This is a genomic window from Caballeronia sp. Sq4a, from assembly GCF_023170545.1.
GTDB lineage: Bacteria > Pseudomonadota > Gammaproteobacteria > Burkholderiales > Burkholderiaceae > Caballeronia.
In genome coordinates, this window is the sequence record NZ_CP084250.1 from 2,705,933 (window position 1) to 2,731,138 (window position 25,206).

23 protein-coding genes and 1 riboswitch are annotated in these 25,206 nt (G+C 65.5%); of the genes, 6 read left to right on the plus strand and 17 right to left on the minus strand.

The window, feature by feature from the left end; all coding sequences use genetic code 11:
* Positions 1-16: 16 nt before the first annotated feature.
* The 11 genes from LDZ24_RS12925 to LDZ24_RS12975 all read right to left on the minus strand — a co-directional run bounded on the left by LDZ24_RS12925 (position 17) and on the right by LDZ24_RS12975 (position 11,413).
* Positions 17-1,228 (minus strand): TraB/GumN family protein, encoded by a 1,212-nt coding sequence (locus LDZ24_RS12925; protein ID WP_371747352.1) that lies wholly within the window; start codon positions 1,226-1,228, stop codon positions 17-19.
* On the minus strand, positions 1,173-2,177 hold the full coding sequence (locus LDZ24_RS12930) for a peptide ABC transporter ATP-binding protein (protein ID WP_175938490.1): 1,005 nt from the start codon (positions 2,175-2,177) through the stop codon (positions 1,173-1,175). Before LDZ24_RS12930 ends, LDZ24_RS12925 begins: the two co-directional genes overlap by 56 nt.
* Positions 2,174-3,205, minus strand: a complete 1,032-nt coding sequence (locus LDZ24_RS12935) for an ABC transporter ATP-binding protein (protein ID WP_206467201.1) — start codon at positions 3,203-3,205, stop codon at positions 2,174-2,176. Before LDZ24_RS12935 ends, LDZ24_RS12930 begins: the two co-directional genes overlap by 4 nt.
* Position 3,206: 1 nt before the next feature.
* Positions 3,207-4,124, minus strand: a complete 918-nt coding sequence (locus LDZ24_RS12940) for an ABC transporter permease subunit (RefSeq protein WP_248320691.1) — start codon at positions 4,122-4,124, stop codon at positions 3,207-3,209.
* A 90-nt stretch (positions 4,125-4,214) separates the two neighbouring features.
* Positions 4,215-5,225, minus strand: a complete 1,011-nt coding sequence (locus LDZ24_RS12945) for an ABC transporter permease subunit (protein WP_175938496.1) — start codon at positions 5,223-5,225, stop codon at positions 4,215-4,217.
* A 123-nt stretch (positions 5,226-5,348) separates the two neighbouring features.
* Positions 5,349-6,980: an ABC transporter substrate-binding protein gene (locus tag LDZ24_RS12950; RefSeq protein WP_175938497.1), complete on the minus strand. Its 1,632-nt coding sequence runs from the start codon at positions 6,978-6,980 to the stop codon at positions 5,349-5,351.
* 244 nt (positions 6,981-7,224) lie between these two features.
* Entirely contained in the window at positions 7,225-8,064 is an 840-nt protein-coding gene (metF, locus tag LDZ24_RS12955) for a methylenetetrahydrofolate reductase [NAD(P)H] (RefSeq protein ID WP_175938501.1), read from the minus strand.
* Between the two features lie 27 nt (positions 8,065-8,091).
* Entirely contained in the window at positions 8,092-8,445 is a 354-nt protein-coding gene (locus LDZ24_RS12960; RefSeq protein ID WP_175938503.1) for a phage holin family protein, read from the minus strand.
* Positions 8,446-8,529: 84 nt separating this feature from the next.
* The gene (gene ahcY, locus LDZ24_RS12965; protein ID WP_248320692.1) at positions 8,530-9,951 is read right to left on the minus strand and encodes an adenosylhomocysteinase; all 1,422 of its coding nucleotides are present in this window, start codon (positions 9,949-9,951) and stop codon (positions 8,530-8,532) included.
* Between the two features lie 32 nt (positions 9,952-9,983).
* A riboswitch (S-adenosyl-L-homocysteine riboswitch) is annotated at positions 9,984-10,122 on the minus strand.
* Positions 10,123-10,224: 102 nt separating this feature from the next.
* Complete coding sequence (locus LDZ24_RS12970; protein ID WP_248320693.1) at positions 10,225-10,947, minus strand: LrgB family protein; 723 nt, start codon at positions 10,945-10,947, stop codon at positions 10,225-10,227.
* A 10-nt stretch (positions 10,948-10,957) separates the two neighbouring features.
* Positions 10,958-11,413, minus strand: coding sequence for a CidA/LrgA family protein (locus LDZ24_RS12975; protein WP_248320694.1), 456 nt, complete (start codon positions 11,411-11,413; stop codon positions 10,958-10,960).
* Between the two features lie 112 nt (positions 11,414-11,525).
* Here LDZ24_RS12975 and LDZ24_RS12980 point away from each other — a divergent pair, with 112 nt between their 5' ends.
* Complete coding sequence (locus tag LDZ24_RS12980) at positions 11,526-12,476, plus strand: LysR family transcriptional regulator (RefSeq protein WP_248320695.1); 951 nt, start codon at positions 11,526-11,528, stop codon at positions 12,474-12,476.
* A gap of 41 nt (positions 12,477-12,517) precedes the next feature.
* Here the strand turns inward: LDZ24_RS12980 and LDZ24_RS12985 are convergent, their stop codons facing one another.
* Positions 12,518-14,269, minus strand: a complete 1,752-nt coding sequence (locus LDZ24_RS12985) for an OmpA family protein (RefSeq protein WP_248320696.1) — start codon at positions 14,267-14,269, stop codon at positions 12,518-12,520.
* 293 nt (positions 14,270-14,562) lie between these two features.
* On the opposite strand from LDZ24_RS12985, the gene LDZ24_RS12990 reads away from it, so the two are divergent.
* A complete protein-coding gene (locus LDZ24_RS12990) occupies positions 14,563-16,269 on the plus strand; it encodes an isovaleryl-CoA dehydrogenase (protein WP_248320697.1) in 1,707 nt (568 codons plus the stop codon).
* Between the two features lie 450 nt (positions 16,270-16,719).
* Here LDZ24_RS12990 and LDZ24_RS12995 read toward each other — a convergent pair whose 3' ends face one another.
* From LDZ24_RS12995 to fliE, 5 genes are all read right to left on the minus strand, one after another.
* A complete protein-coding gene (locus LDZ24_RS12995) occupies positions 16,720-17,022 on the minus strand; it encodes an EscU/YscU/HrcU family type III secretion system export apparatus switch protein (RefSeq protein ID WP_206467213.1) in 303 nt (100 codons plus the stop codon).
* Entirely contained in the window at positions 17,019-18,374 is a 1,356-nt protein-coding gene (locus tag LDZ24_RS13000; protein ID WP_248320698.1) for a flagellar hook-length control protein FliK, read from the minus strand. Before LDZ24_RS13000 ends, LDZ24_RS12995 begins: the two co-directional genes overlap by 4 nt.
* A gap of 46 nt (positions 18,375-18,420) precedes the next feature.
* On the minus strand, positions 18,421-18,750 hold the full coding sequence (locus LDZ24_RS13005; protein WP_175938520.1) for a flagellar protein FliT: 330 nt from the start codon (positions 18,748-18,750) through the stop codon (positions 18,421-18,423).
* Positions 18,751-18,781: 31 nt separating this feature from the next.
* Positions 18,782-19,201: a flagellar export chaperone FliS gene (fliS, locus tag LDZ24_RS13010; RefSeq protein WP_175938522.1), complete on the minus strand. Its 420-nt coding sequence runs from the start codon at positions 19,199-19,201 to the stop codon at positions 18,782-18,784.
* Positions 19,202-19,605: 404 nt separating this feature from the next.
* Positions 19,606-19,974 (minus strand): flagellar hook-basal body complex protein FliE, encoded by a 369-nt coding sequence (gene fliE / locus LDZ24_RS13015; RefSeq protein WP_248320699.1) that lies wholly within the window; start codon positions 19,972-19,974, stop codon positions 19,606-19,608.
* Between the two features lie 272 nt (positions 19,975-20,246).
* Here fliE and fliF point away from each other — a divergent pair, with 272 nt between their 5' ends.
* From fliF to fliI, 4 genes are read left to right on the plus strand one after another with little or no spacing between them, the layout of a single operon-like run.
* Positions 20,247-22,010: a flagellar basal-body MS-ring/collar protein FliF gene (gene fliF / locus LDZ24_RS13020; protein ID WP_248320700.1), complete on the plus strand. Its 1,764-nt coding sequence runs from the start codon at positions 20,247-20,249 to the stop codon at positions 22,008-22,010.
* The gene (gene fliG, locus LDZ24_RS13025) at positions 22,000-22,995 is read left to right on the plus strand and encodes a flagellar motor switch protein FliG (RefSeq protein WP_248320701.1); all 996 of its coding nucleotides are present in this window, start codon (positions 22,000-22,002) and stop codon (positions 22,993-22,995) included. Before fliF ends, fliG begins: the two co-directional genes overlap by 11 nt.
* The gene (gene fliH / locus LDZ24_RS13030; protein WP_175938529.1) at positions 22,988-23,668 is read left to right on the plus strand and encodes a flagellar assembly protein FliH; all 681 of its coding nucleotides are present in this window, start codon (positions 22,988-22,990) and stop codon (positions 23,666-23,668) included. The genes fliG and fliH overlap by 8 nt, the downstream gene beginning before the upstream one ends.
* A complete protein-coding gene (fliI, locus tag LDZ24_RS13035; RefSeq protein WP_248320702.1) occupies positions 23,662-25,188 on the plus strand; it encodes a flagellar protein export ATPase FliI in 1,527 nt (508 codons plus the stop codon). Before fliH ends, fliI begins: the two co-directional genes overlap by 7 nt.
* Positions 25,189-25,206: the final 18 nt, after the last annotated feature.

The following is a 25,206-nucleotide window of genomic DNA, read 5'->3' on the forward strand; positions in this document are numbered from 1 at the left end:
CGGTCGCGCTTGGGTGTCAGGAAGGCGCGACCACGAACCCGCGCTTTCTCAGCAACTCGAGCACGCCGCGCGGCCCACCGAGATGCAGCGCGCCGATGGCCACGAACACCGGCTTGTCGGGCGCGGCGAGCTGCACCATCCGCGCGACGAAGCGCCGGTTGCGCTCGTAGACCACGCGGTTGTCCACTTGCGCGGCGAGCGCCTTCGACCGCGCGAGCTTGCTGCTTTTCGCGTCGTCCCAGGCTTTGAGCGCGTCGGCATCGCCAATACGCCATAGCCGATGCAGCTCCTTCACGTCGGCGATGTTCTCGGCTGGCGTCTGCACCAGATCTTCCGCGAGCATCTCGCGTTGCTGCGCGGAGCTGAGTCGCGTGAACGTCGAAATCTGCTCGTTCAACGTTTCCAATCCGACGATCTTCCCGCGCACGCGCAGATAGACGTTCTGCAATTGCGCCTCGGTGCCGTACTCGCTCTGGAAGCCGGCCTTCAGCGTGTCGTAGGTTTCGATGAGCATCGACGCGAGCCACGGCCGCGTATGCCGCAGTTCCTTGAGCGCCGCCGGATTGCTGCGCATGCGCGCTTCGACTTTCTTCCACATGGAATCCGGCAGATAGTCGATCAGGCATTCGCTATGGCACATGCCATAGCGGTTCACGTCGTCTTGCGACGACAGCAGTTCGTCCGGGGAGATTTCGAGCGCGAGGGTCGGCGACGCATAGAGCGCCGCGAGAATGGGCTGGCGGAAAGGCTGCTCGGGCGGATAGTCGCTCGCGAAACCGACGTGCAGCGTGCCGAGCACGTAGAGCGTCGTCGCGCCCTTCGTCGCGACGTAGAACGGCATGTGCGGCGGCTGCGCGCGCACGGGGCCGCTCGCCGTGGTGCCGTTGCTGCGATCCACGCGCGACGGCTGCGCGGGCGGATCCGGAACGTCGGTCGCGCTGGCTTCGCCTGCGGGTTGCGGCGTGCCGCCCGGCGGCGCACGCGATCCCGTGACGGCGAAACTCGCGGGTGAAACGACGGCGCAGATTGCGGCCGCCATCGTCCATGCCAGAACCATGCATCGCGCGCGAGCAAACAACGCCGCGACCCACAGCGCCGCGCAGACCGCGAGCGCCGCCGCACTCGATGCAACGCGGCGCGCCCGGTCAGCGACCGGCCGCGCCGCCTGCGATTCAGGCGTCGCCTTCACCGACCTCCTCGGCGCGATGGCACGAGACCTGACGGCCATCGACCACCCGCAGCGCCGGCTCCTCGACGCGGCACCGCTCGATCGCATACGGGCAACGCTGATGGAACGTGCAGCCCGACGGCGGATTGAGCGGCGACGGCATCTCGCCTTGCAGCTTGATCTTGATGCGCCGGTCTTCCTCGAAGATCGCGGGCGTCGCGGACATCAGCGAGCGCGTGTACGGATGTCGCGGATTCGCGAAGATCGTCTTCTTGTCGCCCAGTTCAGCAATGCCGCCGAAATACATCACCATCACATCGTCGGCAATGTGCTCGACCACCGACAAGTTGTGCGAAATGAACACGTAGCTCGTGCCGAACTGCTGCTGCAGATCCATGAACAGATTGAGAATCTGCGCCTGAATCGACACATCGAGCGCCGACACGGGTTCGTCCGCGACCACGATCTGCGGATCGAGAATCATCGCCCGCGCGATCGCCACGCGCTGACGCTGCCCGCCCGAAAACATGTGCGGATAGCGCGACGCGTGCTCGGGCCGCAAGCCGACCGTGCGCATCATCTGCGCGATGCGCTCGGCGCGCTCCGTCGACGAGAGCTTCGTGTTGATCGCGAGCGGCTCGCCGAGCGTCTGCTCGACGGTCTTGCGCGGATTCAGCGAGGCAAACGGGTTCTGAAACACCATCTGCACGCGCTGACGCAGTTCCGCAATTTTCGCCTTGCTCGCGCCCGCGACGTCTTCGCCTTCGATCAGCAGCCGGCCGGACGTGGGCGCTTCGATCATCGTTAATTGGCGCGCGAGCGTGGACTTGCCGCAGCCGGATTCGCCGACGACCGCGAGCGTGCGACCGCGCTGCAATTCGAACGACACGCCGTTGAGCGCCTTCACCGTGCCTTGCGTGAACATGCTGCGCTTTACGGTGTAGTGCTTCGTGAGCCGGTCGGCGGCGAGCACGATGTCCTGCGTCTTCTCCTTCGGTACGGCGTTCATCGCGCGCCCTCCTCGACAATCTGCGCCTCGCGTTCGGCGCGCACCGCCTGCGCGACTTCCTGCGCCACATTCAGCGGCTTGATGCAGCGCGCGCGCACGGCGGCATCGCGCGCGTCGAGCTGATACAGATGCGGCCTGCCCTTCCAGCAGTCATCGACCACATACTTGCAGCGGGGCGCGAACAGACAGCCGCTCGGCCGGTCGTCGCGGCCCGGCACCATGCCCGGCAGCGCAGCGAGCCGCGCCGCGCCGCGGCTGTGCTCGGGAATCGCGGCGAGCAACGCCTCCGTGTACGGATGATGCGGCTCGCTGAAAATGGCCGGCACGTGGTTCGTCTCGATGATCTCGCCCGCGTACATGACCGCGACGCGCTGCGCGACCTCGGACACGACCGCCAGATCGTGCGAAATCAGCACGAGCGCCATGCCGCGTTCCTTCTGCAAGCGCACGAGCAGTTCCATGATCTGCGCCTGAATGGTCACGTCGAGCGCGGTGGTCGGTTCGTCCGCGATCAGGAGCTTCGGATTGCACGCGACCGCCATCGCGATCATCACGCGCTGATTCATGCCGCCCGACATCTGATGCGGGAACGTGTCGATGCGGTTCTTCGCGTCAGGAATGCCGACCTGATCGAGCAGTTCGAGAGCGCGCTTGTTCAGCGCATCGCCGCGCAAGCCTTCGTGCAGTCGCAGCACTTCCTTGATCTGATAGCCGACGGTGTAGCTCGGGTTCAGGCTCGTGAGCGCGTCCTGAAAGACCATCGCAATATCCTTGCCGATGATCTTGCGGCGAGCCCGCGCCGATGCCTTCAGCAGGTCGTGGCCGTCGAAGGTGATCTGATCGGCGGTGACTTTGCCGGGATGATCGATGAGGCCCATCAGCGCCATCATCGTGACGCTCTTGCCCGAGCCGGATTCGCCCACGACGCCGACCACTTCGCCCGGCTTCACGGATAAATTGATGCGATCGACCGCTTGCGTGCCGCCGAACGTCACCTGCAGGTTACGGATAGTCAGTAGATCGGTCATGTCATGCCATCCGTTTCAGTTTCGGATCGAGCGCGTCGCGCAGCCCGTCGCCGAGCAGGTTGATGACGAGCACCGAGACGAGAATCGAGAGGCCGGGCATCGTCACGATCCACCATGCGCTTTCGATGTAATCGCGCGCCGAGGCGAGCATGGCGCCCCATTCCGCCGCGGGCGGTTGCACGCCGAGGCCTAGAAAGCCGAGCGCGGCGGCATCCAGAATCGCCGATGAAAAACCGAGCGTCGCCTGCACGATGAGCGGCGCGGCGCAGTTCGGCAGCACTTGCGAGAACATGAGCCGCGCGGTGCTCGCGCCCGCCACGCGCGATGCCGTCACGTATTCCTTCTGCAATTCGCCGAGCGCGGACGCACGCGTGAGACGCACGTAACCCGGCAGCGCGACGATGGCGATGGCGAGCATCGTGTTGACGAGCCCCGGCCCGATGATCGCGACGACAGCCACCGCCAGCAGCAGCGACGGCAGCGCGAGCAGCACGTCCATCACGCGCATGATCGGCGTGTCGAGCCAGTGGAAGAACGCGGCCATCAGCCCGAGCACGACGCCCGGAATGAGCGCGAGCACCACCGACACGAAGCCGATCCAGAACGACAGCCGCGCGCCGTACATGAGGCGCGAGAGAATGTCGCGGCCCGCTTCGTCGGTGCCGAGCAGGAACATGCGGTTGCCGCCGTCGAGCCATGCGGGCGGGATTTTCACGTAGTCGCGATACTGCTCGATCGGGCTATGCGGCGCGATCAACGGCGCGAAAATCGCGATGAACAGCAGCACGAGCACGATGATGCCGGCCGCGACCGCGCCGCGATTGCGCGAGAAGTTCGCCCAGAACTCGCGCGCCGCGACCATGCGGCCGGACGGCGGCGTCAATGCGCCGGGCGGGATATTGTTTTGAACGTCAGCCATTCGTTATGCCTCGCGCCGAACCGCCTCAAATGAGGCATGCGCCCCCTTGGGGGGCAGCGAACAAGTGTGAGCGTAGGGGATCATGTTTCCTCAGCGAGTATGGCGAATGCGCGGATTCAACACGCCGTACAACAGATCGACGACCAGATTCACGACGATCACGAGCGTCGCGATCATCAGAATGCCGCCTTGCACGACCGGATAGTCGCGGCGCGAAATGGCGTCGATGAGCCACTTGCCGACGCCCGGCCACGAGAACAGCGTCTCGGTCAGCACCGCGCCCGCGAGCAGCGTGCCGACCTGCAAACCGATCACGGTCACGACCGGAATCAGCGCGTTGCGCAGCGCATGCACGACGACCACGCGCAACGGCGAAAGGCCCTTTGCGCGCGCGGTGCGGATGTAGTCTTCGCGCAGCACTTCGAGCATCGACGAGCGCGTCATGCGCGCGACGACCGCGAGCGGGATCGTGCCGAGCACGATGGTCGGCAGAATCAGATGCGAGAGCGCCGACGTGAACGCGCCTTCGTCGCTCGAAAAGAGCGAGTCGATCAGCATGAAGCCGGTGACGTGCGGGATGTCGTATTCCACCGCGATGCGACCCGACACGGGCGTCCAGCCGAGCTTCGCCGAGAAGAACATGATGAGGATCAAGCCCCACCAGAAGATCGGCATGGAGTAGCCGGTGAGCGCGGTGCCCATCACGCCGTGATCGACCGCCGTGCCGCGCTTGAGCGCCGCCGCCACGCCCGCCGGCAAGCCGACGACGAGCGCGAAGATCATCGCGCAGATGGACAGCTCGACGGTCGCCGGAAAGCGCGCCATGAATTCGCCCATCACGCTCGTATTGGTGATGATGGACGTGCCGAGATCGCCCTTGAGCGCGTGGCCGACATAGTGGAAATATTGAAGCGGCAGCGGCTGGTCCAGCCCGAGGCGCTTCATGGCTTCGGCGTGGGCCGCCGGGTCCACGCCCCGTTCGCCCATCATGACTTCGATGGGATCGCCCGGGATCAGGTGGATGAGCGCGAACGCGAGAATCGTAATGCCGATGAACGTCGGTATCACCATTCCTATGCGTCGCAAAACGAATCGGAACATGATCGCCCTTTGGTTCGTTCTTGGGGATAAATACGCTACCGGCGGCCGGATCGTTTGATCCGCGCCGCCGGACGTGTTTCGACTAGTTAAGGTTTAGTGCAAAAAGCATTCCGCCAGCAAGACTTACTGCAGGCCGACGCCATCGAAACGCACATAGCCGAGCGGCTCGATCTTCATGTTCGTCACCTTCTTGCTGACCGGTTGATAGACGGTCGAATGCGCGATCGGCGAGAACGGCAGTTGTTGCGCGAAGATCTGCTGTGCGTCGGTGTACGCCTTCGTGCGCGCGGCGACATCCGTGGTCGAGCGGCCCTTCACGACGAGATCGTCGAACGGCTTGTAGCACCACTTCGAGAAGTTGCTGCCCTTCACCGCATCGCAGCCGAGCAGCGTGCCGAGCCAGTTGTCGGGGTCGCCGTTGTCGCCGGTCCAGCCGATCAAGAGTGCGTCGTGTTCGCCCGCGTGCGCGCGCTTCAGATACTCGCCCCACTCATACGACACGATGTTCGCCTTCACGCCGATCTTCGCCCAGTCGGCCTGAATCATTTCAGCCATCAGACGCGCGTTCGGGTTGTAGGCGCGCTGCACGGGCATGGCCCACAGCGTGATTTCGAAGCCGTTCGGGAAACCCGCCTTGCTGAGCAGTTGCTTGGCCTTCGCAGTGTCGTACGCGTTTGCCTTCAGGTTCTTGTCGTAGGACCACTGCGTCGGCGGCATCGGCGCGGTGGCCGGCTGGCCCGCGCCCTGATACACGGAATCGATGATCGCCTTCTTGTTGATCGCCATGTCGAGCGCGCGGCGCACGTCGGCGTTGCCGAGATTGCTCTTCGTCACGTTATACGCAACGTAGCCTTCGTTGAAGCCGGCCTGCGACGGCGTATCCACATTCGATGCCGACTTCAGCGCCGCGATATCGCCCGGGCGCGGATAGCTCATCACCTGGCACTCGTTGCTCTTCAGCTTCTGCACGCGCACGGCGGCGTCCGGCGTGATCGAGAAGATCAGCTTCGAAATTTGCACCGCGTTCGGCTTCCAGTAGTCCGGATTGCCGTCGAAGCGGATGGTCGCGTCCTTCGTATAGCTGCGGAAGATAAACGGGCCGGTGCCGAGCGGATACTGGTTGATGTCCGCGGCCTTGCCGTCCTTCAGCAGCTTGTCCGCGTATTCGGCGGAGAGAATGGACGCGTACTCCATCGCCATGTTCTGAATGAACGGCGCGCTCACTTCCTTCAGCGTGAACTTGACGGTGTACGGGTCGACTTTTTCGATCTTCGAGATCAGCTTGTCGAGGCCCAGGTCCGTGAAGTACGGGAACTGCACGTTGTACGCCTTGCGGAACGGCTGGTTTGGGTCGAGCATGCGGTTGAACGTGAAGAGCACGTCGTCCGCGTTGAATTCGCGCGTCGGCTTGAAGTAGGACGTCGTCTGGAACTTCACGCCGTGACGCAGATGGAACGTGTACGTCAGGCCGTCCGACGAGACTTCCCACTTTTCCGCGAGACCCGGTTCGACTTTCGTGCCGCCGCGCTCGAATTCGACGAGGCGGTTATACACGGTGAACGTGTTCGCGGTGAAATCGGTGCCCGTGGTGTACTGCGCGGGATCGAAACCGGCGGGGCTGCCTTCCGAGCAGTAAACAAGCGTTTTGTTCGGGATTGCCGCGTTCGCGGCGCTCGCCGCGAAAAGCGTTGCCGTGGCGACGGCGCCCATGAGCGCCGACATGCGGGCGACTCGCAACAGGCCATTTTTCTTCATGTTTCCTCCAAGTCAATGCCAGCTTTTGGCCGGCGTAGCGCGATCTTACTTGATCGCGTCCACCGCCTTGTTAGCGGACGAAAATGCCGGCCGCAACACTAGCACGAACAAATGTTACGCGCGTGGTGGGTTTTCTCCACTTTCCACGTGGTGGATTGCGTCGGAGCGCGAAACGTCGGGCGTGCGGGAGGAAATGAAGAACCGCGCGGCGAGCGCCGCGCGGGTGATGCAAGAAACGCGAGATTCAGGCGCTTTGAAAACCGAGCCGTTCGCAGATCGTCCTGGTCGCGGCCGCGCCGTTGAGCGTGTAGAAATGCAGGCCGGGCGCGCCGTCGTCGATCAGGCGGCGGCACAGGCCCGTTACCACGTCGAGACCGAATTCGCGAATGGACTCGCGGTCGTCGCCGTAGCTTTCCAGACGCCGCGCGATCCACCTCGGCACTTCCGCGCCGCACATGTCCGAGAAGCGCATGAGCTGCGAGAAGTTCGTGATCGGCATGATGCCCGGCGTGATGGGCACGTCCACGCCCAGCTTCTTCGCTTCGCCGACGAACCGGAAGTACGCGTCCGCGTTGAAGAAGTACTGCGTGATCGCGGCGTTGGCGCCCGCCTTCACCTTGCGCGCGAAGTTTTCCATATCGGCGCGCGGCGAACGCGCTTGCGGATGAAACTCCGGATACGCGGCCACCTCGATATGGAACCAGTCGCCGTGCTCCTGGCGAATGAACGCGACCAGTTCCGACGCATAACGTAGTTCGCCGAATTCGCCCATGCCCGAAGGCAGGTCGCCGCGCAACGCGACGATATGGCGAATGCCGTGCTCGCGGTACGCGCCGAGAATCGCGCGCAGGCTTTCGCGCGACGAGCCGATGCACGATAGATGCGGCGCGGCCTGCAAGCCTTCGGCCGCCATTTCGAGCACGGTATCGAGCGTGCCTTGCTGCGTGGAGCCGCCCGCGCCGAACGTTACGGAGACGAACTTCGGCGCGAGCTTCGCGAGCTCCGCGCGCGAGGCGCGCAGCTTCTGCACGCCTTCCTGCGTCTTCGGCGGGAAAAACTCGAATGAGAGTTCGATGGGTTTCATGATGATGTGTGGCACAAAGCGCGGCGGCTAGCCGAAGTTGCGCTGCCCGAACACGAGCGCCGACAGAAGCCACGACACGATGCTGTACAGAATCGAGCCGAAGAACGCCGACCAGAAACCCGAGACCTCGAAACCCTTCAGCAGCGACGAGCACAGCCAGAAGCACAGCGCATTCACCACGAGGATGAAGAGGCCGAGCGTGAGGATGGTCACCGGCAACGTCAGGATGATGAGAACCGGACGCAGCACGGCGTTGATCAGCCCGAGCACCACCGCGACAATCAGCGCCGTGCCGAAACTGCGAATGTGTATGGACGGCACGAGATAGGTGATGATCAGCAGCGCGAGCGCGTTGATCAGCCATGTCAGCAGCACGGTCATCGAGGGTTCTCCGGTTTGTCGTCGTTCGGGCAAAGCGCGGCGCGGATGCGTGCGCATCCGCGCCGGCCCCGCCGCCGCGTGCGATTAATAGCGGTAGTGGTTCGGCTTGAACGGACCGTTCTTGTCGACGCCGATATAGCCTGCCTGCTCGTCCGACAGCACGGTCAGTTCCGCGCCGATGCGGCCCAGATGCAGGCGCGCGACCTTCTCGTCCAAATGCTTCGGCAGCACGTACACCTTGTTCTCGTACTTGTCGCCTTGCGTGAAGAGTTCGATCTGCGCGAGCGTCTGGTTCGTGAACGAGTTCGACATGACGAACGACGGATGGCCCGTCGCGCAGCCGAGGTTCACGAGGCGGCCTTCGGCCAGCAGAATGATGCGCTTGCCGTCCGGGAAGATGATGTGATCGACCTGCGGCTTGATGTTGTCCCACGTGTACTGGCGCGTGGAGGCAACGTCGATTTCCGAGTCGAAGTGACCGATGTTGCAGACGATCGCGTTATTGCGCATCGCCTTCATGTGGTCGTGGTTGATGACGTGGTAGTTGCCGGTCGCCGTCACGAAGATGTCAGCCTTGTCGGCGGCGTATTCCATCGTCACGACGCGGTAGCCTTCCATCGCGGCTTGCAGCGCGCAGATCGGATCGATTTCCGTGACCCACACGGTTGCGCCCAGACCGCGCAGCGATTGCGCGCAGCCCTTGCCCACGTCGCCGTAACCAGCCACGACCGCGATCTTGCCCGCGATCATCACGTCGGTCGCGCGCTTGATGCCGTCCACGAGCGACTCGCGGCAGCCGTACAGGTTGTCGAACTTCGACTTCGTGACCGAATCGTTCACGTTGATGGCCGGGAACGGCAGGCGGCCGTCCTTCTCCATCTGATACAGGCGATGCACGCCCGTGGTCGTTTCTTCCGTCACGCCCTGAATGTGCGAAAGGCGCGTGGAATACCACGTCGGATCGGCGTCGAGGTGACGCGCAATCGACTTGTACAGCGCGACTTCTTCTTCGTTCGTCGGCTTGGCGATGACCGAGCGGTCCTTCTCCGCCTTCGAGCCGAGAATCAGGAGCAGCGTGGCATCGCCGCCGTCATCGAGAATCATGTTGGCGAATTCGCCATTCGGCCATTCGAAAATGCGATGCGAGAATTCCCAGTACTCGTCGAGCGATTCGCCCTTGAACGCGAACACCGGCGTGCCGCCGTCGGCGATGGCGGCGGCGGCGTGATCCTGCGTCGAGAAGATGTTGCACGACGCCCAGCGCACGTCCGCGCCCAGCGCCTTCAGCGTTTCGATCAGCACGCCGGTCTGGATGGTCATGTGCAGCGAGCCCGCGACGCGCGCGCCCTTGAGCGGCTGCTGCGCCTTGTATTCTTCGCGGATTTGCACGAGACCGGGCATTTCCGTCTCGGCGATGTCGAGTTCCTTGCGGCCCCATGCGGCGAGCGACATGTCGGCGACAACGAAATCCTGGGTGGTGTTGGAATCGAGAACTGCGGCGTTCATCACGCCCTCCTTTCTAAAAAAGACTAGAAATGTTGACGTGAGCGCCGTTCGAATGCGGTGGCTCGGGGGCGCTTTTTAGGGCGCTTTGGAACCGTCCGGATTGAATGCCACCGAGCCTGGCGGATGAGGCTTGCTGCAAGCCGCTCAACCGTCGCAACGCTCCTCGGGGGCGAGTGACGATTGTAGCAAAGTCTTATTGGATCGTTTGCGTTTCAGCACACGCTGATTCAAATCATCGACGCCGCGTGAGCCGCATTTTACCGATGCGCGCGCCTAGAACGGCAGCGCGGAGAGCGCCGGCGCGAGCAGCACCATCACGACGCCCGCGATCATCATCGTAAGGCTCGCGACCACGCCTTCTTCGCTGCCGAGTTCGCGCGCTTTCGCCGTGCCGACGCCGTGCGCCGCCGCGCCGAAAAGCGCCCCGCGCGCGAGCCGCGTGCGCAGCGGCACGAGCGCGAGCACGATCTCGCCGAAGAGCATGCCGCAGACGCCCGTCGCGATCACGAAAAGCGCGGTGAGGTCTTTCGGCGCGTGAATCTTGTCGGACACGGCGAGCGCGAACGGCGTGGACACCGAGCGCGTCGCGAGGCTGCGCTGCAATTCCGGCGACAGATGCAAGAGCTTCGCGAGCGCAAGCGATCCGCCCACGGCAACCAGAATGCCGACCGTGACGCCGACCGTCAGCGAGATCCAGTGGCGCTTCAGAAGCGCGCGGTATTCGTAGATCGGCACCGCGAACGCGACGGTGGCCGGGCCGAGCAGCCACATGAGCCAGCGCGTGTCGGCGAAGTAGACCGAATACGGAATGCGCGCGGTCGTGACGATCAGCGCGAGCACGGCCGGCGCGGAAAGCATCGGCGTGAGCCACGGGCTGCGGAATCGCGCGTAGAGACTTTTCGACGCGAAGTACAGCGCGACCGTCAGCACGAAGCAGCCGGCGGCGATGAGGCGCGCGGCGTCGTCGGCGAGAAGCGAGGCGTAGAAGTGGTGCATGGCCGCGTGCTCAGGCGCGCGCGTGACGGGCGACGAGCGCGCGGCGCAACGCGAGACGACGTTCGAGGCGCGCGGCGCGATCGACGGCGAACGCGACGGCGACCATCACCATCAGCGTGCCCGCGACTACGACGAGCGCGAGCCGCCAGCCGTCTTCCATGAACAGGCCGCCGTACTGCACGGCCGCGACCGCTGCGGGGATGAAGAACAACAGCATGTCGCCAAGCAGCCAGTCCGCGCCCGCCTTCACCCAGCGCGGCGCGACGCCGCCGCAAAACAGCAGCGCGAGCAACGCGACCAGACCGACCACGCCGCCCGGCACCGGCAACGCGAGCTTGCGCGCGACGAAATCGGCGACGAACCAGATCACCGCGATGCCGCCGGCCTGCACCGCGACGCGGGCGAACCGGCTGATAGCGGCGCGAGCAGTGTTGGCGGTGCTTGCATTCGAAAGGACGGCGGACATGGCGTGGTGTGCGATTAGGGTTAACCTGTAGCCGAGTATAGAGCCGTCGTTTCCATAATAAAAATGACTTAACCTTATTCACTTCATTCCAATCCGGAATCCGAGGCCGATCATGGAACTGCGCGCATTGCGGTATTTCGTCGAAGTCGTCAAACAGAAGAGCTTTACCGCTGCCGCCGAGCACATGTTCGTCACGCAGCCGACCATCAGCAAGATGGTGAAGGCGCTGGAAGACGAAGTCGGCTCGCCGCTGCTGTTGCGCGAAGGCCGGCAGATGGTGCTGACCGATGCCGGGCAGATCGTCTACCAACGCGGCGTGGACGTGCTCGCGGCGCACGCGCGGCTGGAGGCGGAACTGAATGACCTCGGCACCTTTGGGCGCGGCACGCTCACCATCGGCATTCCGCCGATGGGCGGCTCGCTTTTCACGCCGGCCATCGCGGCGTTCAGGCGGCGGTATCCGAAAGTCGAGCTGAAGCTGTTCGAGCGCGGATCGAAGGCGATCGAGGCCGCGCTGATGGATGGCGAACTGGAACTGGGCGGCGTCCTGCAACCCGTCGATACCGATATGTTCGACGTGCTGCCGGTCAGCCGTCAGTTGCTATGGCTCGTCGCGCCGAAGGGCGCGCGCTGGGAAGACGTGCGCGAGGTGCCGCTGGCGGATCTCGCCGCCGAGCCGTTCGTGTTCTATGGCGAAAGCCTGGCGCTCAACGATATCGTGATGAACGCGTGCCGCGCGGCGGGCTTCACGCCGACCATCGTCGGGCGCAGCGGGCATTGGGATTTCATGGCGGCGCTAGTGCAGGCGGAAATCGGCATCGCGCTGCTGCCTGCGCCGTATTGCCGACGCCTCGACACCGACGCGTTCACGTGCCGGCCGGTTGTCGCGCCGGAGATTCACTGGGACATGGCGCTCGGCTGGCGGCGCAACGGCTATCTGTCGCATGCGGCGCGAGCGTGGATCGAGGTCGCGCGGGAAGTGCTGCCCGCCAACCTCGATCAGGACTTCTTGGCCGATGGATTCGCCCGCAGGCGGGGCAAGAAGGCGGATGCGGGCGGCTGATCTTCGTTGCGAAGCAACGCGCCCGTCTTGCTCGACCCGCTTCAGTTCACTTCCGTGAACTCGATACGGCGATTCGCCATGCGGCCCGCCGGCGTCGAGTTGTCGGCGATCGGATTGACTTCGCCGAGACCCTCGGCCTTCAACGAACTGGCCGGAATGCCGTGCTTCACCAGATAGCCGCGCACGGCTTCCGCGCGCTTCTTCGACAGTTCGACGTTCAGCGCCGCGCTGCCGGTGTTGTCGGAATAGCCGGCGATTCGCAGCATGATGGGCGCGCCGTGGGCGTCGCAGTCTTTCAGCGCCTGCGCCGACTTCGCGAGCGCGGCCATCGCGCTGGCGGGCGGCGTATTTGAACCGGTGCGGAAGTGGATGGGCTTGAGGTTCAGCATTCGCGCGATGGCGGGTGCGGAGCACGTTCCCGCAGTTGCCGCAGCGGATGCAGGCGCGGCCGCCGATGCTGCGGATGCCGCCGATGCCGCCGCCGCATTGGAAGCCGCCGCGTCCGCCTGCGCCGAAGCGAGACCGATGTTCCAGCCCGAGCCGAACAGCGCCTTCAGCTTTTCCAGCCAGCCGAGTTTGGCGTCAGCGGCCTTGCCGGCCAGTTCTATCTTGTCGCCGTCTATCTGCACGCGCGCGCCCGGCAGCGTCATCACGGGCACGAGGGTGTCGAGCTTGTCGAGCCATGCCGAAGGCTTCGTGTCCGGGTCGACCGCGACGTTCGCGTGGAACTTGTCCGCGCCGAACTTGGCCGACATCAGGTCGATCAGCCGTTGACGCTCCTCGTCGCTACCGACGGTCGCCTTGACGGTCGGCACGCCCGACGCATCGACGGTGATCGCGGCGAGCGCGTTCTTGCTCGGCAGCAGCGTCGGCATGGACGCCTGGCTGGCCACGGCCGCGCCGCTCGCCACAGCGTCGGACGACGCGGCAGCAACAGCGGAATCCGAAGCCGCCCCGGAAGCCGACCCCGAAGCCGACGCGTCCGCTTGCGCATCGTGCGCGGCGTCCTTGTGCTTCTCTTCCGTCGAACAGCCGCGCGCGACCAACGCCGCGAACAGCGCGAGCGCGGCGGCGTTCGCCACCCACAGCCACTTCCGCTTGTTCGACTTGTCCTTGTTTTCCTCGGTCTCGGGCGCGGGGTACAGGTCGCTGTGAATCGGGAACGCGGCGGCTTCCTGCGTGGACGGATGCTCCAGATGCGACGACACTGCCTTCAGCCGCGACGCCACCCCCGCCAGAAACGCGCCGACCGAGCCGAGACCAAGTGCCTGCGCGAAGGCGTCTGTCATGTTCGCGCGAACGACCGGCAACTGGTGCCCGAGCAGCGTGGGCAACTGGCCGACCTGACCGTTGTGCTGCGTGAAGTGACGCTTGAGCAGCCCGAGAATGGTCGCGCCGACCACGCCGGCCAAGACGCGCGTGACGTGCGCGGGCACGCCCGAATATTCGGCGATGCGTTCGCTGAGCGCGTTGACGTTGTCGTGCGAGGCAACCGCGCCGTCCACCGATGCGCTCGTGGCCAGCAGCGTTTGCATGCCGTCGTCGTTCAGCACGAAGTGCGGCAGTTCTTCGGCGATATGCGTGTTGACGGCCGGCGACATGACCGCGTTGAACAGATTGCGCGCGCCGTCGAGCGACGACGCCTTGTTCATCATGGAGCCGATGAGCGCAGGCCCGCACAGCGACACGACGCGCTTGGCGGATTCGGGCGCGCAGCCGACGCGCGCGGCGAGATGCTGCAACACGCTTTCGTTCAAAGCGCCCTGCACCGACTGATTGAGGTTGATGCTCATTGAGAAGACTTCCAGAAATGCGTTGTTGCACCGGGCCGAGCGCCCGACTCAGGCCGAACGATTATAGGTTCGGGGTCCTGCAAGTCGGCATGGCGGACTGAACAATCGGATTTGTCTCAGCTCTCGTGCCTTTAGGACTGCGCCTCAGAAAACTTGTCGCCGCTGTGACAACCGGGCGCTCGCGTCCGGCCGCCAATGAAGAGAGCGATGCCTCTACCCGTGCGCCGAAACGCCGGCCTATGATTCATGAATTCGAGATGGCTCCGACGCCGCCCGAGACAGGAGACCGCTGTATGAATGCTTCATCCGCCGATGCACCCGCCAGCCGGTTCGGTCAGACGCACGAGGTCGCGAATCAGGCGCCGCCGCTCGAGCGTTACGACGCGTTCGCCACCGATTGCGCGCTCGCGGCGGCGGTCGAGCGCGAAGGCGCCGGCTGGCACGCCGACGCCCTCTCGCGCGACGGCTGCGCGCTCACGCAGCCCGATGTTCTCGCGCTCGCCCATCTGGCCAACCGCCATACGCCGGAACTGGCGACGCACGATGCGCGCGGCGAGCGCATCGACGCGATCGAATTCCATCCCGCGTGGCACGAACTCCTGCGCCGGTTGCGGCACGCCGGCCTGCACGCTTTGCCGTTCGAACCGCACGCCCGCGCCGGCTCCATGGCCGCGCGTTGCGCGAGCTACTTTCTGCACGGCCAGCTCGAATCCGGTTCGCTGTGTCCGATCACGATGACGTTCGCCAGCATTCCGGTGTTGCGCAACGAGCCGGCTTTGTACGCGAGGCTCGCCGGACCGCTGCTGTCGCGCGAACACGATCCGCGCGACATTCCGCTCGAAGCCGGCAAGCGGTCGATGATGATCGGCATGGGCATGACCGAGAAGCAGGGCGGCTCCGACGTGCGCAGCAACCGCACGCGCGCCGAGCCGCTCGGCGCGGGCGGGCGCGGCGGCGAATACCGGCTCGTCGGCCACAAATGGTTCTTCTCCGCGCCGCAGTGCGACGCGCATCTGGTGCTCGCGCGCGCTTCGGCCGAAGGCGGGCTGTCGTGCTTCTATGTGCCGCGTTTCGCGCCGGACGGCCGCAAGAACGCGGTTCACGTGCAGCGTCTGAAGGACAAGCTCGGCAATCGCTCGAATGCGAGCAGCGAGGTCGAATTCTTCGATGCCTACGGCGTCATGGTCGGCGAAGAAGGTCGCGGCGTGCCGACGATCATCGAAATGGCGAACTTCACGCGGCTCGACTGCGTGATCGGCAGCGCGGCGCTCATGCGCGCGGCGCTCGTGCAGGCGATTCATCACGCGCGGCATCGGAGCGCGTTCGGCGCGCGGCTCGTCGATCAACCGTTGATGCGCAACGTGCTCGCGGATCTCGCGCTGGAATCCGAGGCCGCGACGCTCCTGTTCATGCGGCTCGCGGGCGCGTTCGAACGCAGCGCGGCGGCGGGCAGCGCGCCGGCCGAGCGCGCGTGGCGGCGCATCGTGACGCCCGCCGCGAAGTTCTGGGTCTGCAAGCGCGCGCTCGAATTCACCGGCGAAGCCATGGAAGTCTGGGGCGGAAACGGCTATGTCGAATCGGGCCCGATGGCGCGTTTCTATCGTGAAGCGCCGGTCAATTCGATCTGGGAAGGCTCGGGCAACGTGATGTGCCTCGACGTGCTGCGCGCGTTCGAGCGCGAGCAGGACGCGGCGCACGCGCTTCTCGATGACTGGCGCGACGCGGCATCCGCGCATCCGGCGCTGGGCGCGGCGCTCGGCGCGCTCATCGGAATGCTGACGGGCGATGCATCGGAAAGAGAAGCGTCGGCGCGGCGCATCGCGCAGCAGTTGGTGTTATGTGCGCAGGGCGTGTTGCTCGCGCGTCATGCGCCGGAGGACGTGGCGCAGGCGTTCATCGAGACGCGTCTCGGCGATGCGCGCGGCGAAACGGGGCGCGTCTACGGCACGCTGCCGGCGCGGTTCGACCACGCGGGGATCGTGGCGCGGGCGTTTGGCTAGTGCGACGGCGGGCAGAACCGTGCAAGGGGGCGTTCCAGCTGCCCTGGGGGGCGCGTAGTGATGCGAACAAATGAACTGGGTCAACAGCGACGCCCTGCTCATAAGGCCGCGCTGCAAGGAGAAGCGGCCGCGCCGCCGCTCTTCGCGGCCAGGCCGTCGGTATCAAGCGACCGACGAAGACGCTCACCGCCAGAGCCCACGCGACCAAGCTGCGAAAAATGCCCGGCGCCGGACAGTGCGCCGCACAGCCAATGGCATTTCAAGATCGCTTCGAAAAAGGAAGCGCCGGAGACCGACCCCGACGAAAGGCGCCCAGCCGGTCTAGGCAGCGGTGCTTGCAGCGGAAAAGCACACGATCGCCGCACTCGATTCAACGCAAGAGGCTACGCAGCCATGCGTTCTCGTCGGCAAACGGGCAGCCGCCGAAGCGCAAACAATTGCACCGCGCCCTCAACGCACCGCCCGCCCCGCCTCCCGCAACGGCTCTTCGTTCTCCAGCCGATACACCCACGAAAGCAGTTCCGCCACCGCCTGATAGAGCGCAGGCGGAATATGCGCGTCGAGGTCCACCTGCATCAGCAGCGAGACCATGTCCGGCGATTCGTGCACGTAGACGCCCGCCTCTTTCGCGCGCTGCACGATCATCTCCGCGACGATGCCATAGCCCTTCGCGACGACGCGCGGCGTCGCTTCGCGATTGCCGGCTTCGTAGGTGAGCGCGGTCGCCTGCTTGCGGCCATACGGCGTGCTCATGTCGCGCCTCCTTCATTGCGCGGCGACGCGCGAAACAGATGTTCGAGCGGCGACCGAACCGGCTTCGGCGCCGCATGGCCTGTGTCGTGCGCGACATCGGTGCCCGCCGCGCCGTCGATCGAACGCACCGAAAACGACGCCAGCGCGATGCCCGCCGCATCCAGTTGACGCGCGAACGCCGCGCCATCCGCCGCGAGCCGGGCCGCGCCCTTGTCGCTCGCATTGATGCGCGCGACGAGCTTCTCTCCGCTCAGGACCAGTTCGGCGTCCACGGTGCCGAGCGCCGGCAGCGACAGCGTGACGCGGGTGCGCCACGCGCGCTCGTCCGCCGCCGGTTCTGGCGCGCGGGCATCGCGCGGCTCGCGGGCAATTTCCCATTCGAAGCGCGTGCCCGGCCACGCCTCGCCTTGCCAGCGGAACTGCCCGTTCGCGAGAAGATCGAGTTGCTGGCGCACGATGTCGAGCGTCGCCGGATGCACGCCCGCCGCCACCGACGCCTGCATCGCCGAACCCGAACCGGACGGCGCGGGCTGCGCGCTCGCACTGCTCGCGCTCGCGGCTCCGCTCTGCGAATTCGAAAGGGCCGACGCGGGCGCGTCGCGCACCGACGCGGCGAGCGCCGCCGCCTGCTGCGGCGTCTGCGGCATCTCGACGGCGCGCGCGGGCGTCGGCGGGGCGTTGTCGTGAAGATCGGGGAAAACGGGCGACGCTAAGAACGCCGGCGCGGCATGCGCCCCGTCCGGCGCGCCTTCGCTCGCAAAATCGAACGGCAGCGACAGCGCGCGCGGATCGACGCGGGCCTGCGGCTCGTTGCCGAGCGAGGCTGCGGTGCGCTGGCCTGCGAGCCATTGCGCGAGATGCGATTCGTAGAAGAGCCCGCTTTCGCCGACGGTCTTCGCCAGCTCGCCCGCCAGCACGGACGCCGGCAGCGGCGGCAAATTCTGGCTCGCGGCGCGCGCCGCCGCGACGGCAGCGGCGTTCGACGAGAAAGCGGTATCGAAAAGGCCGGTGGTGAGCGCGGCGAACGCGCTCGCGGGGTGCGGCGGCGTCGGCCATAACGGCGCGTCGCCGATAACGGCCGACGCGGTGCCGGACAAGCGCGAAATCACGTCGAGCGTGCGCGCGACGCTGGAAAGCTCGGTCTGCGCCGATGCCGCCGGGCCCGCGCCCGCCGCGCCGGATTCCGGCGTGTCGGGCGTATCGACCGTGGCGGACGTGCCCGCCTGCGTCGTCGTGCGTCCCGCGGCGGCGCCCGCCGCGCCGTTCACCGCGTCGGCCGCGCGGATCGCGGAAAGGACGAGGTCCGAGCGGCCGGCCAGGAGCGTTGCTATCGCGGAGTCGAATCCTGTCATGCCGAGATTCCTCAAGTACGTCCGCGAAGCCTCGCGGCGTGTCTGCCTAACGCAGTCCTATCATCTTTTTGAGCACGCGCGCCGGACTGTTGACCGCGAAGAGCGCGGACAGCCGCGCGAGACTCGGCGATGTCAGGTCGCGGATGGCGGCGTCGTCGGCGAGAATCTTCTTCACGAGGTCCAGCTTGCGTGCCCGCGCGGTCTCGTCGAGCGCCGATGCGTGATCGGCGTCCTTCAACTGCTCGACGAGGTCGCGATACGTGCCCTGCATCGCCTTCAAATCGCCCAGGTCGCCTTCGCGCGCCGCTCTCAGCATCTGGGCGGACAGCGCGGCAATGGCTTCGTAGTGAGCGAAGTATTCTTCTGTCGTTTTCATTCTTCTGCGGCAGTCGCCCACCGTTTTTCGTTCAGACGGCTGCGGCGGTCATTTGCGCCACTTCCGGTCCGATACCGACCCACGCTTCCTCGAGCGTCGCCAGCAGATTGTCGACTTCCACGAGCATCGTCTCGCTCTGCTCCATGTTCGCCTGCAAAAGACGCCGCGTCATGTACGAATAGAGCGCGTCGAGCCGCTGCGCGATTTCGCCGCCCGCGTCCTTGTTGAGCGCCTGCTGAAGCCCGCTTTCGACGATGCTGATTGCCTTGCCGATCGCCTGGCCGCGCGCGCCCACGTTGTTCTGCTGCGTATGCATGCGCGCCTGCGCGATGGCCTGCCGCGCGCCCTGATAGAGCATCACGATGAGCCGGTGCGGGCTGGCTCCCATGACGCCGGTCTGAACGCCGACGCGCGCATATGCGTTGGCTCCCGCCTGTCCCTGCGAAAACATCGATGGCTCCTGTCTCGACGACTGTTACGGCTTCTCGCCCCGGTTAGCCGGGGCGCGCGTTCGCGCGTGCCCCGGCCCCGTCTCGTCCCGTGCAAATCCATGCAGCCGGCGAGCGTGGCTCGAAGCCCTCACCCGCGCCGCCTGCAACCTGTATCCCCCGCGACGCGAAGCACGCGGCATGTCGCCGTGTCGCTCCCGCGTCTGCCCCGGCTTTTTCCGGCCTGCGAACGTCCGCGCCGGCTCGAAACACGAAGGCGCGGCTCGCTTTCGCGAGCGAACCGTCGTTCGCCGGGCTGCTAACGGGGTTATCGGAGAAACGCGCAAAAGCTTTAGGGCGCAAGGGTTTGGGGGCGAAAACCAAGCTCAAAGGCAGGATCGGAACGGTCGGCGGCGCTCGCCGGGCGTTAGACGGAGATCTGCATGATGTCGTTGTACGCGCTCACGAGCTTGTTGCGCACCTGCAAGCCGAACTGAAGGCCGACGTTGGCTTTCTGCATGTCCACCATCACGTCGTTGAGCGAAACGTTCGGCGCGCCGACTTCGAATGCATGCGCCTCGTTGAGCGCGGTCGTCTGGTTGGCGCTGATCTTGTCGATGGACGACTTGAGCGCGTCCGCGAAGCTGCCCGCGGTCGCCGCGCCCGAACCCGCGCTTTGTCCGGTCACCGCGCCGGACGCCACCGTGGCCGCGCTGCCCGCGCCGCCGGCGGCCTGCGCCGACATCGACTGAATGGCGCTCATCGCGGCGGAAAGCGGATTGATCGGAAAGTTCATATTGACTCCGTGTGACAGCAAATTGATGCAGGACCGTGGAATTGCCGGCGTCTGGCCGGCTCGGACGGGCCGGTAAAAAATGGCTCGTCCGGGTATGAAAAAGATTAGCAGCGGACCCCGTTTCGAAGCGTACGAAGAACGGGGAAAACCCCGCTCTATTCACCGAATCGACTTGCAAGGTAGTGCGGATAATCCATCTCGTGAAAAGACTTCCCCAACCGCGGACGACACTGCGGCGCGGGAAGAAGCCAAGATTCGGAGCTTCGACGCTAATGGAAACGCCCAACAACTCATTGATCACGCCCGACGCCAGAATGGGCCTGGCGGGTGCGCAGCCGGGCGCGGCAGGCGCGCCCGCAGCGGGCGCGGGCCTTTCCGCCGGCGGTTTCGCGCAGCGGGTGCCAATGCTTTCGCAGTTTCGCTCGAACCCGCGCGTGCCGCTGATCGTCGCCGTCGCGATTCTGGCGATGGTCGTCGCCGGTCTCGTGATGTGGTCGCGCCAGCCGGACTACCGCGTGCTGTTCAGCAATCTGTCGGATCGCGACGGCGGCGCGATCGTTGCCGCGCTTCAGCAGGGCAACATTCCCTACAAGCTGTCCGACGGCGGCGGCGCCATTCTCGTGCCGGCCGAGCAGGTTCACGAAACGCGTCTGCGTCTCGCGAGCCAGGGTCTGCCGAAGAACGGCTCGGTCGGCTTCGAACTGATGGACAACCAGAAGTTCGGCATCAGCCAGTTCGCCGAGCAGATCAATTACCAGCGCGCGCTCGAAGGCGAGCTGGAGCGCACCATTGGTTCCATTTCGTCGGTGAAGTCGGCGCGCGTGCATCTCGCCATTCCGAAGCCGAGCGTGTTCGTGCGCGACAAGGAACTGCCGACCGCTTCCGTGATGGTGAACCTTTACCCCGGCCGCGTGCTCGACGAAGGCCAAGTGCTCGCGATCGCGCACATGGTGGCATCGGGCGTGCCGGACATGCCGGTCAAGAACGTGAATATCGTCGATCAGGACGGCAACCTGCTCACGAGCCAGAGCGCCGTCAACGGCCTGGACGCGTCGCAACTCAAGTACGTGCAGCAGATCGAGCACAACACGCAAAAGCGCATCGACGCCATTCTTTCGCCGCTCTTCGGCGCGGGCAATGCGCGTTCGCAAGTGAGCGCCGACATCGACTTCTCGAAGCTCGAGCAGACCGCCGAAAGCTACGGCCCGAACGCCAACCCGCAGAACACGGCGATCCGCAGCCAGCAGTCGAGCGAATCGAGCGAAACGTCGGGCAGCGGCGCCTCGGGCGTGCCGGGCGCGCTCTCGAACCAGCCGCCGCAGCCGGCGTCCGCGCCGATCGACGCCGCCGCGTCGGGCACGACCGCCACGCGTTCCACGCCGACCAATCTGCGCAAGGACACGACGACGAACTACGAAGTGGATCGCACCGTGCGCCACTACGAGCAGGCGACGGGCGGCATCAAGCGTCTGTCCGTGGCGGTGGTCGTCAACTACGAGCGCCAGGTCGATGCGAAGGGCAACGTCACGATGAAGCCGCTCGCCGCCGACAAGCTCGCGCAAGTGCAGCAGCTCGTGAAGGACGCGATGGGCTTCGACGAGAAGCGCGGCGATTCGGTCAACGTGGTGAACAGCGCGTTCTCGTCGGATTCGGACCTGACGCCTGCCGTGCCGTGGTGGCGCACGCCGGACATGATTGCGCGCGGCATCTCGCTCGCGAAGTACGTGGGTATCGGCATCGTCGCGCTGTTCCTGTACTTCAGCATGGTGAAGCCCGCAATGCGCCGCGCGTTCCCGCCGCCGCCGGAAGAAGCGCCCGCGCTCGCCGCAGCCGACGAACTCTCGCTGCTGGACGGTCCGACGATTAGCGGCGAAGCGAAGCAGGACGAAGACAAGGATGCCGAGGTCAGCCTCCTCGGTCATGAAAGCAACAAGGCCAAATTCGATCGAAATCTCGACTACGCGCGAATGGTCGCGCGGCAGGATCCGAGAATCGTTGCGACGGTCGTGAAGAACTGGGTGTCCGATGAACGCTGAAGGTCTCAATAAAGCCGCGCTCCTCCTGATGTCGATCGGAGAGGAAGAAGCCGCCGAAGTTTTCAAGTATCTCGCCCCGCGCGAGGTGCAGAAGATCGGCGCCACGATGGCGGCGCTCAAGAACGTGACGCGCGAGCAGCTCGACAACGTGCTGACCGAATTCGTCGGCGAAGCCGAAAAGCACACGGCGCTTTCGCTGGATTCGAGCGAGTACATTCGCTCGGTGCTGACGAAGGCGCTCGGCGAGACCAAGGCCGGCGCGCTCATCGACCGCATTCTGCAAGGCAGCGATACGAGCGGTATCGAAGGCCTCAAGTGGATGGACTCGGGCGCGGTCGCGGAACTCATCAAGAACGAGCATCCGCAGATCATCGCGACGATTCTCGTGCACCTGGACCGCGATCAGGCGTCGGAAATCGTGTCGCTGCTAAACGACCGCCTGCGCAACGACGTGCTCCTGCGCATTGCGACGCTCGACGGCATTCAGCCGGCCGCGCTGCGCGAACTCGACGACGTGCTGACGACGCTGCTTTCCGGCAGCGACAACCTGAAGCGCGCGCCGATGGGCGGCATTCGCACGGCGGCGGAGATTCTCAACTTCATGTCGAGCAATCACGAAGAAGGCGTGCTTTCGAACGTGCGCGAGTACGACGCGGAACTGGCGCAAAAGATCATCGACCAGATGTTCGTGTTCGAGAACCTGCTCGACCTGGAAGACCGCGCGATCCAGTTGCTGCTGAAGGAAGTGGAATCGGAAACGCTGATCGTGTCGCTGAAGGGCGCGCAGCCCGCGCTGCGCCAGAAGTTCCTCTCGAACATGTCGCAGCGCGCGGCCGAACTGCTCGCCGAAGACCTCGATTCGCGCGGTCCGGTGCGCGTGTCGGAAGTCGAGCAGCAACAGCGCAAGATTCTGCAGATCGTCCGCAATCTGGCGGAAAACGGCCAGATTCAGCTAGGCGGCAAGGCGGAGGACGCGTATGTCTGACGCCGCCACCCAGAACCGGGGCGAGAAGGCGCCCGTCTCCGCGTATCAACGCTGGGAGATGGCGTCGTTCGATCCCGTCACCGTCGACAACAGCGCGGCGGAACAGGCGGCGCTCGAAGCGCATCTGCGCCGCATCGAAGAAGACGCGCACGCGCACGGCGTCGCCAAGGGGCACGTCGCCGGTCAGGCGCTCGGCTATCAGGCGGGCTTCGAGCAAGGCCACGCGAAGGGTTTCGAGGACGGCCGCAAGGAAGCGCTCGCGCAGGCGGCGCAACTCGCGCAGATCGCCGATGCGTTCAAGACCGCGCTTCAGGCCGCCGACGCCGCCATCGCGGAAACGCTGGCCGGGCTGGCCGTCGATATCGCGCAGCAGGTCGTGCGTCAGCATCTGGCGCTCGATCCGACCGCGCTCGTCGCCGTCGCCCGTGAAGTGATCGCGGCCGAGCCGGAACTGTCGGGCGCGCCGACGCTGATCGTGAGCCCGGCCGACCTGCCGATCGTCGATTCGTATCTGAAGGATGAACTGGAATCGGCGGGCTGGACGGTGCGTCCGGACCCGGCCATTGAACGCGGCGGCTGCAAGGCGCACGCCGCGACCGGCGAGATCGACGCGACCAACGCGTCGCGCTGGGAACGCGTCGCCGCTGCGCTCGGGAGGAACAAGCCGTGGTGAACCATCGCATCACGCAGGACGGGTTGTCCGCGCTGGAACAGGAAATCGCGCGGGCGTCGTTCGGGCCGCTCGCGAGCGAAGAAGCCGCAAGCGACGCCGCGCCGGACGCGTACGCCGCGCACACCATCGCCGAACTGGCGAAGCTCGCGGGCAATCCCCACATCGACGCGTGGCGCGACAAGCTCGACGCGCTGAGGTCGCGCAACGCCATCGCGAAGCCGCTGCGTCCGTGCGGGCGCCTCACGCGCGCCGCCGGCCTCGTGCTCGAAGCGGTCGGCCTCAAGATGGGCGTGGGCTCCGAATGCATGATCGAACTGCCGCCCGGCAGCGCGATCCCGACGGCGGAAGCGGAAGTCGTCGGCTTCGCGGGCGACAAGCTGTTTCTGATGCCGACCACCGAAATGAGCGGCCTCTTGCCCGGCGCGCGCGTGTATCCGCTGGAAAGCGCGCCGATCAACGATCCGATGGCGGGCGCGAAGCGTCTGCCGGTCGGCTGGGAAATGCTCGGCCGCGTGGTCGATGCGTCCGGCCGTCCGCTCGACGGGCTCGGCCCGCTCGGCGCGAAGGTCGATGCGCCGCTCGCCGCGCCGGTCATCAATCCGCTGAACCGCGAGCCGATTCACAAGGTGCTCGACGTGGGCGTGCGCGCGATCAACTCGCTGCTCACGGTCGGGCGCGGCCAGCGCATGGGCTTGTTCGCGGGTTCCGGCGTCGGTAAGTCGGTGCTGCTCGGCACGATGGCGCGTTATACGAGCGCGGAAGTGATCGTGATCGGGCTGATCGGCGAACGTGGCCGCGAAGTGAAGGAGTTCATCGAGCAGATTCTGGGCGAGGACGGTCTCGCGCGCTCGGTCGTCGTGGCCGCGCCTGCGGACGTGTCGCCGGTGCTGCGGATGCAGGCCGCCGCGTACACGACCTCGCTCGCCGAATATTTCCGCGATCAGGGCAAGCATGTGCTGATGCTGATGGATTCGCTCACGCGCTACGCGATGGCGCAGCGCGAGATCGCGCTCGCGATCGGCGAGCCGCCTGCGACCAAGGGCTATCCGCCTTCGGTGTTCGCCAAGCTGCCGGCGCTCGTCGAGCGTACCGGCAACGGGCCGGAAGGCGGCGGTTCCATCACCGCGTTCTATACGGTGCTGACCGAAGGCGACGACCAGCAAGACCCGATCGCCGACTCGGCGCGGGCCATTCTGGACGGCCATATCGTGCTGAACCGGTCGCTGGCGGAGGCGGGGCATTACCCGGCCATCGACATCGAGCAGTCCATCAGCCGCGCGATGACTTCGCTCATCGACGACAAGCATCTGGAACGCGTGCGTCTTTTCAAGCAGATGCTGTCGCGCTACCAGCGCAACCGCGACCTCATCAACGTGGGCGCGTATTCGAGCGGCCGCGACGCGCTGCTCGACCGCGCGATTGCGCTGTATCCGCGGATGGAGTCGTTTTTACAGCAAGGTTTTCGTGAGCAGGCAAATTTCGAACCGAGTCTTGATTTGTTGCATCAGCTTTTCGACTAGTATTCGAGCCATTCGTCA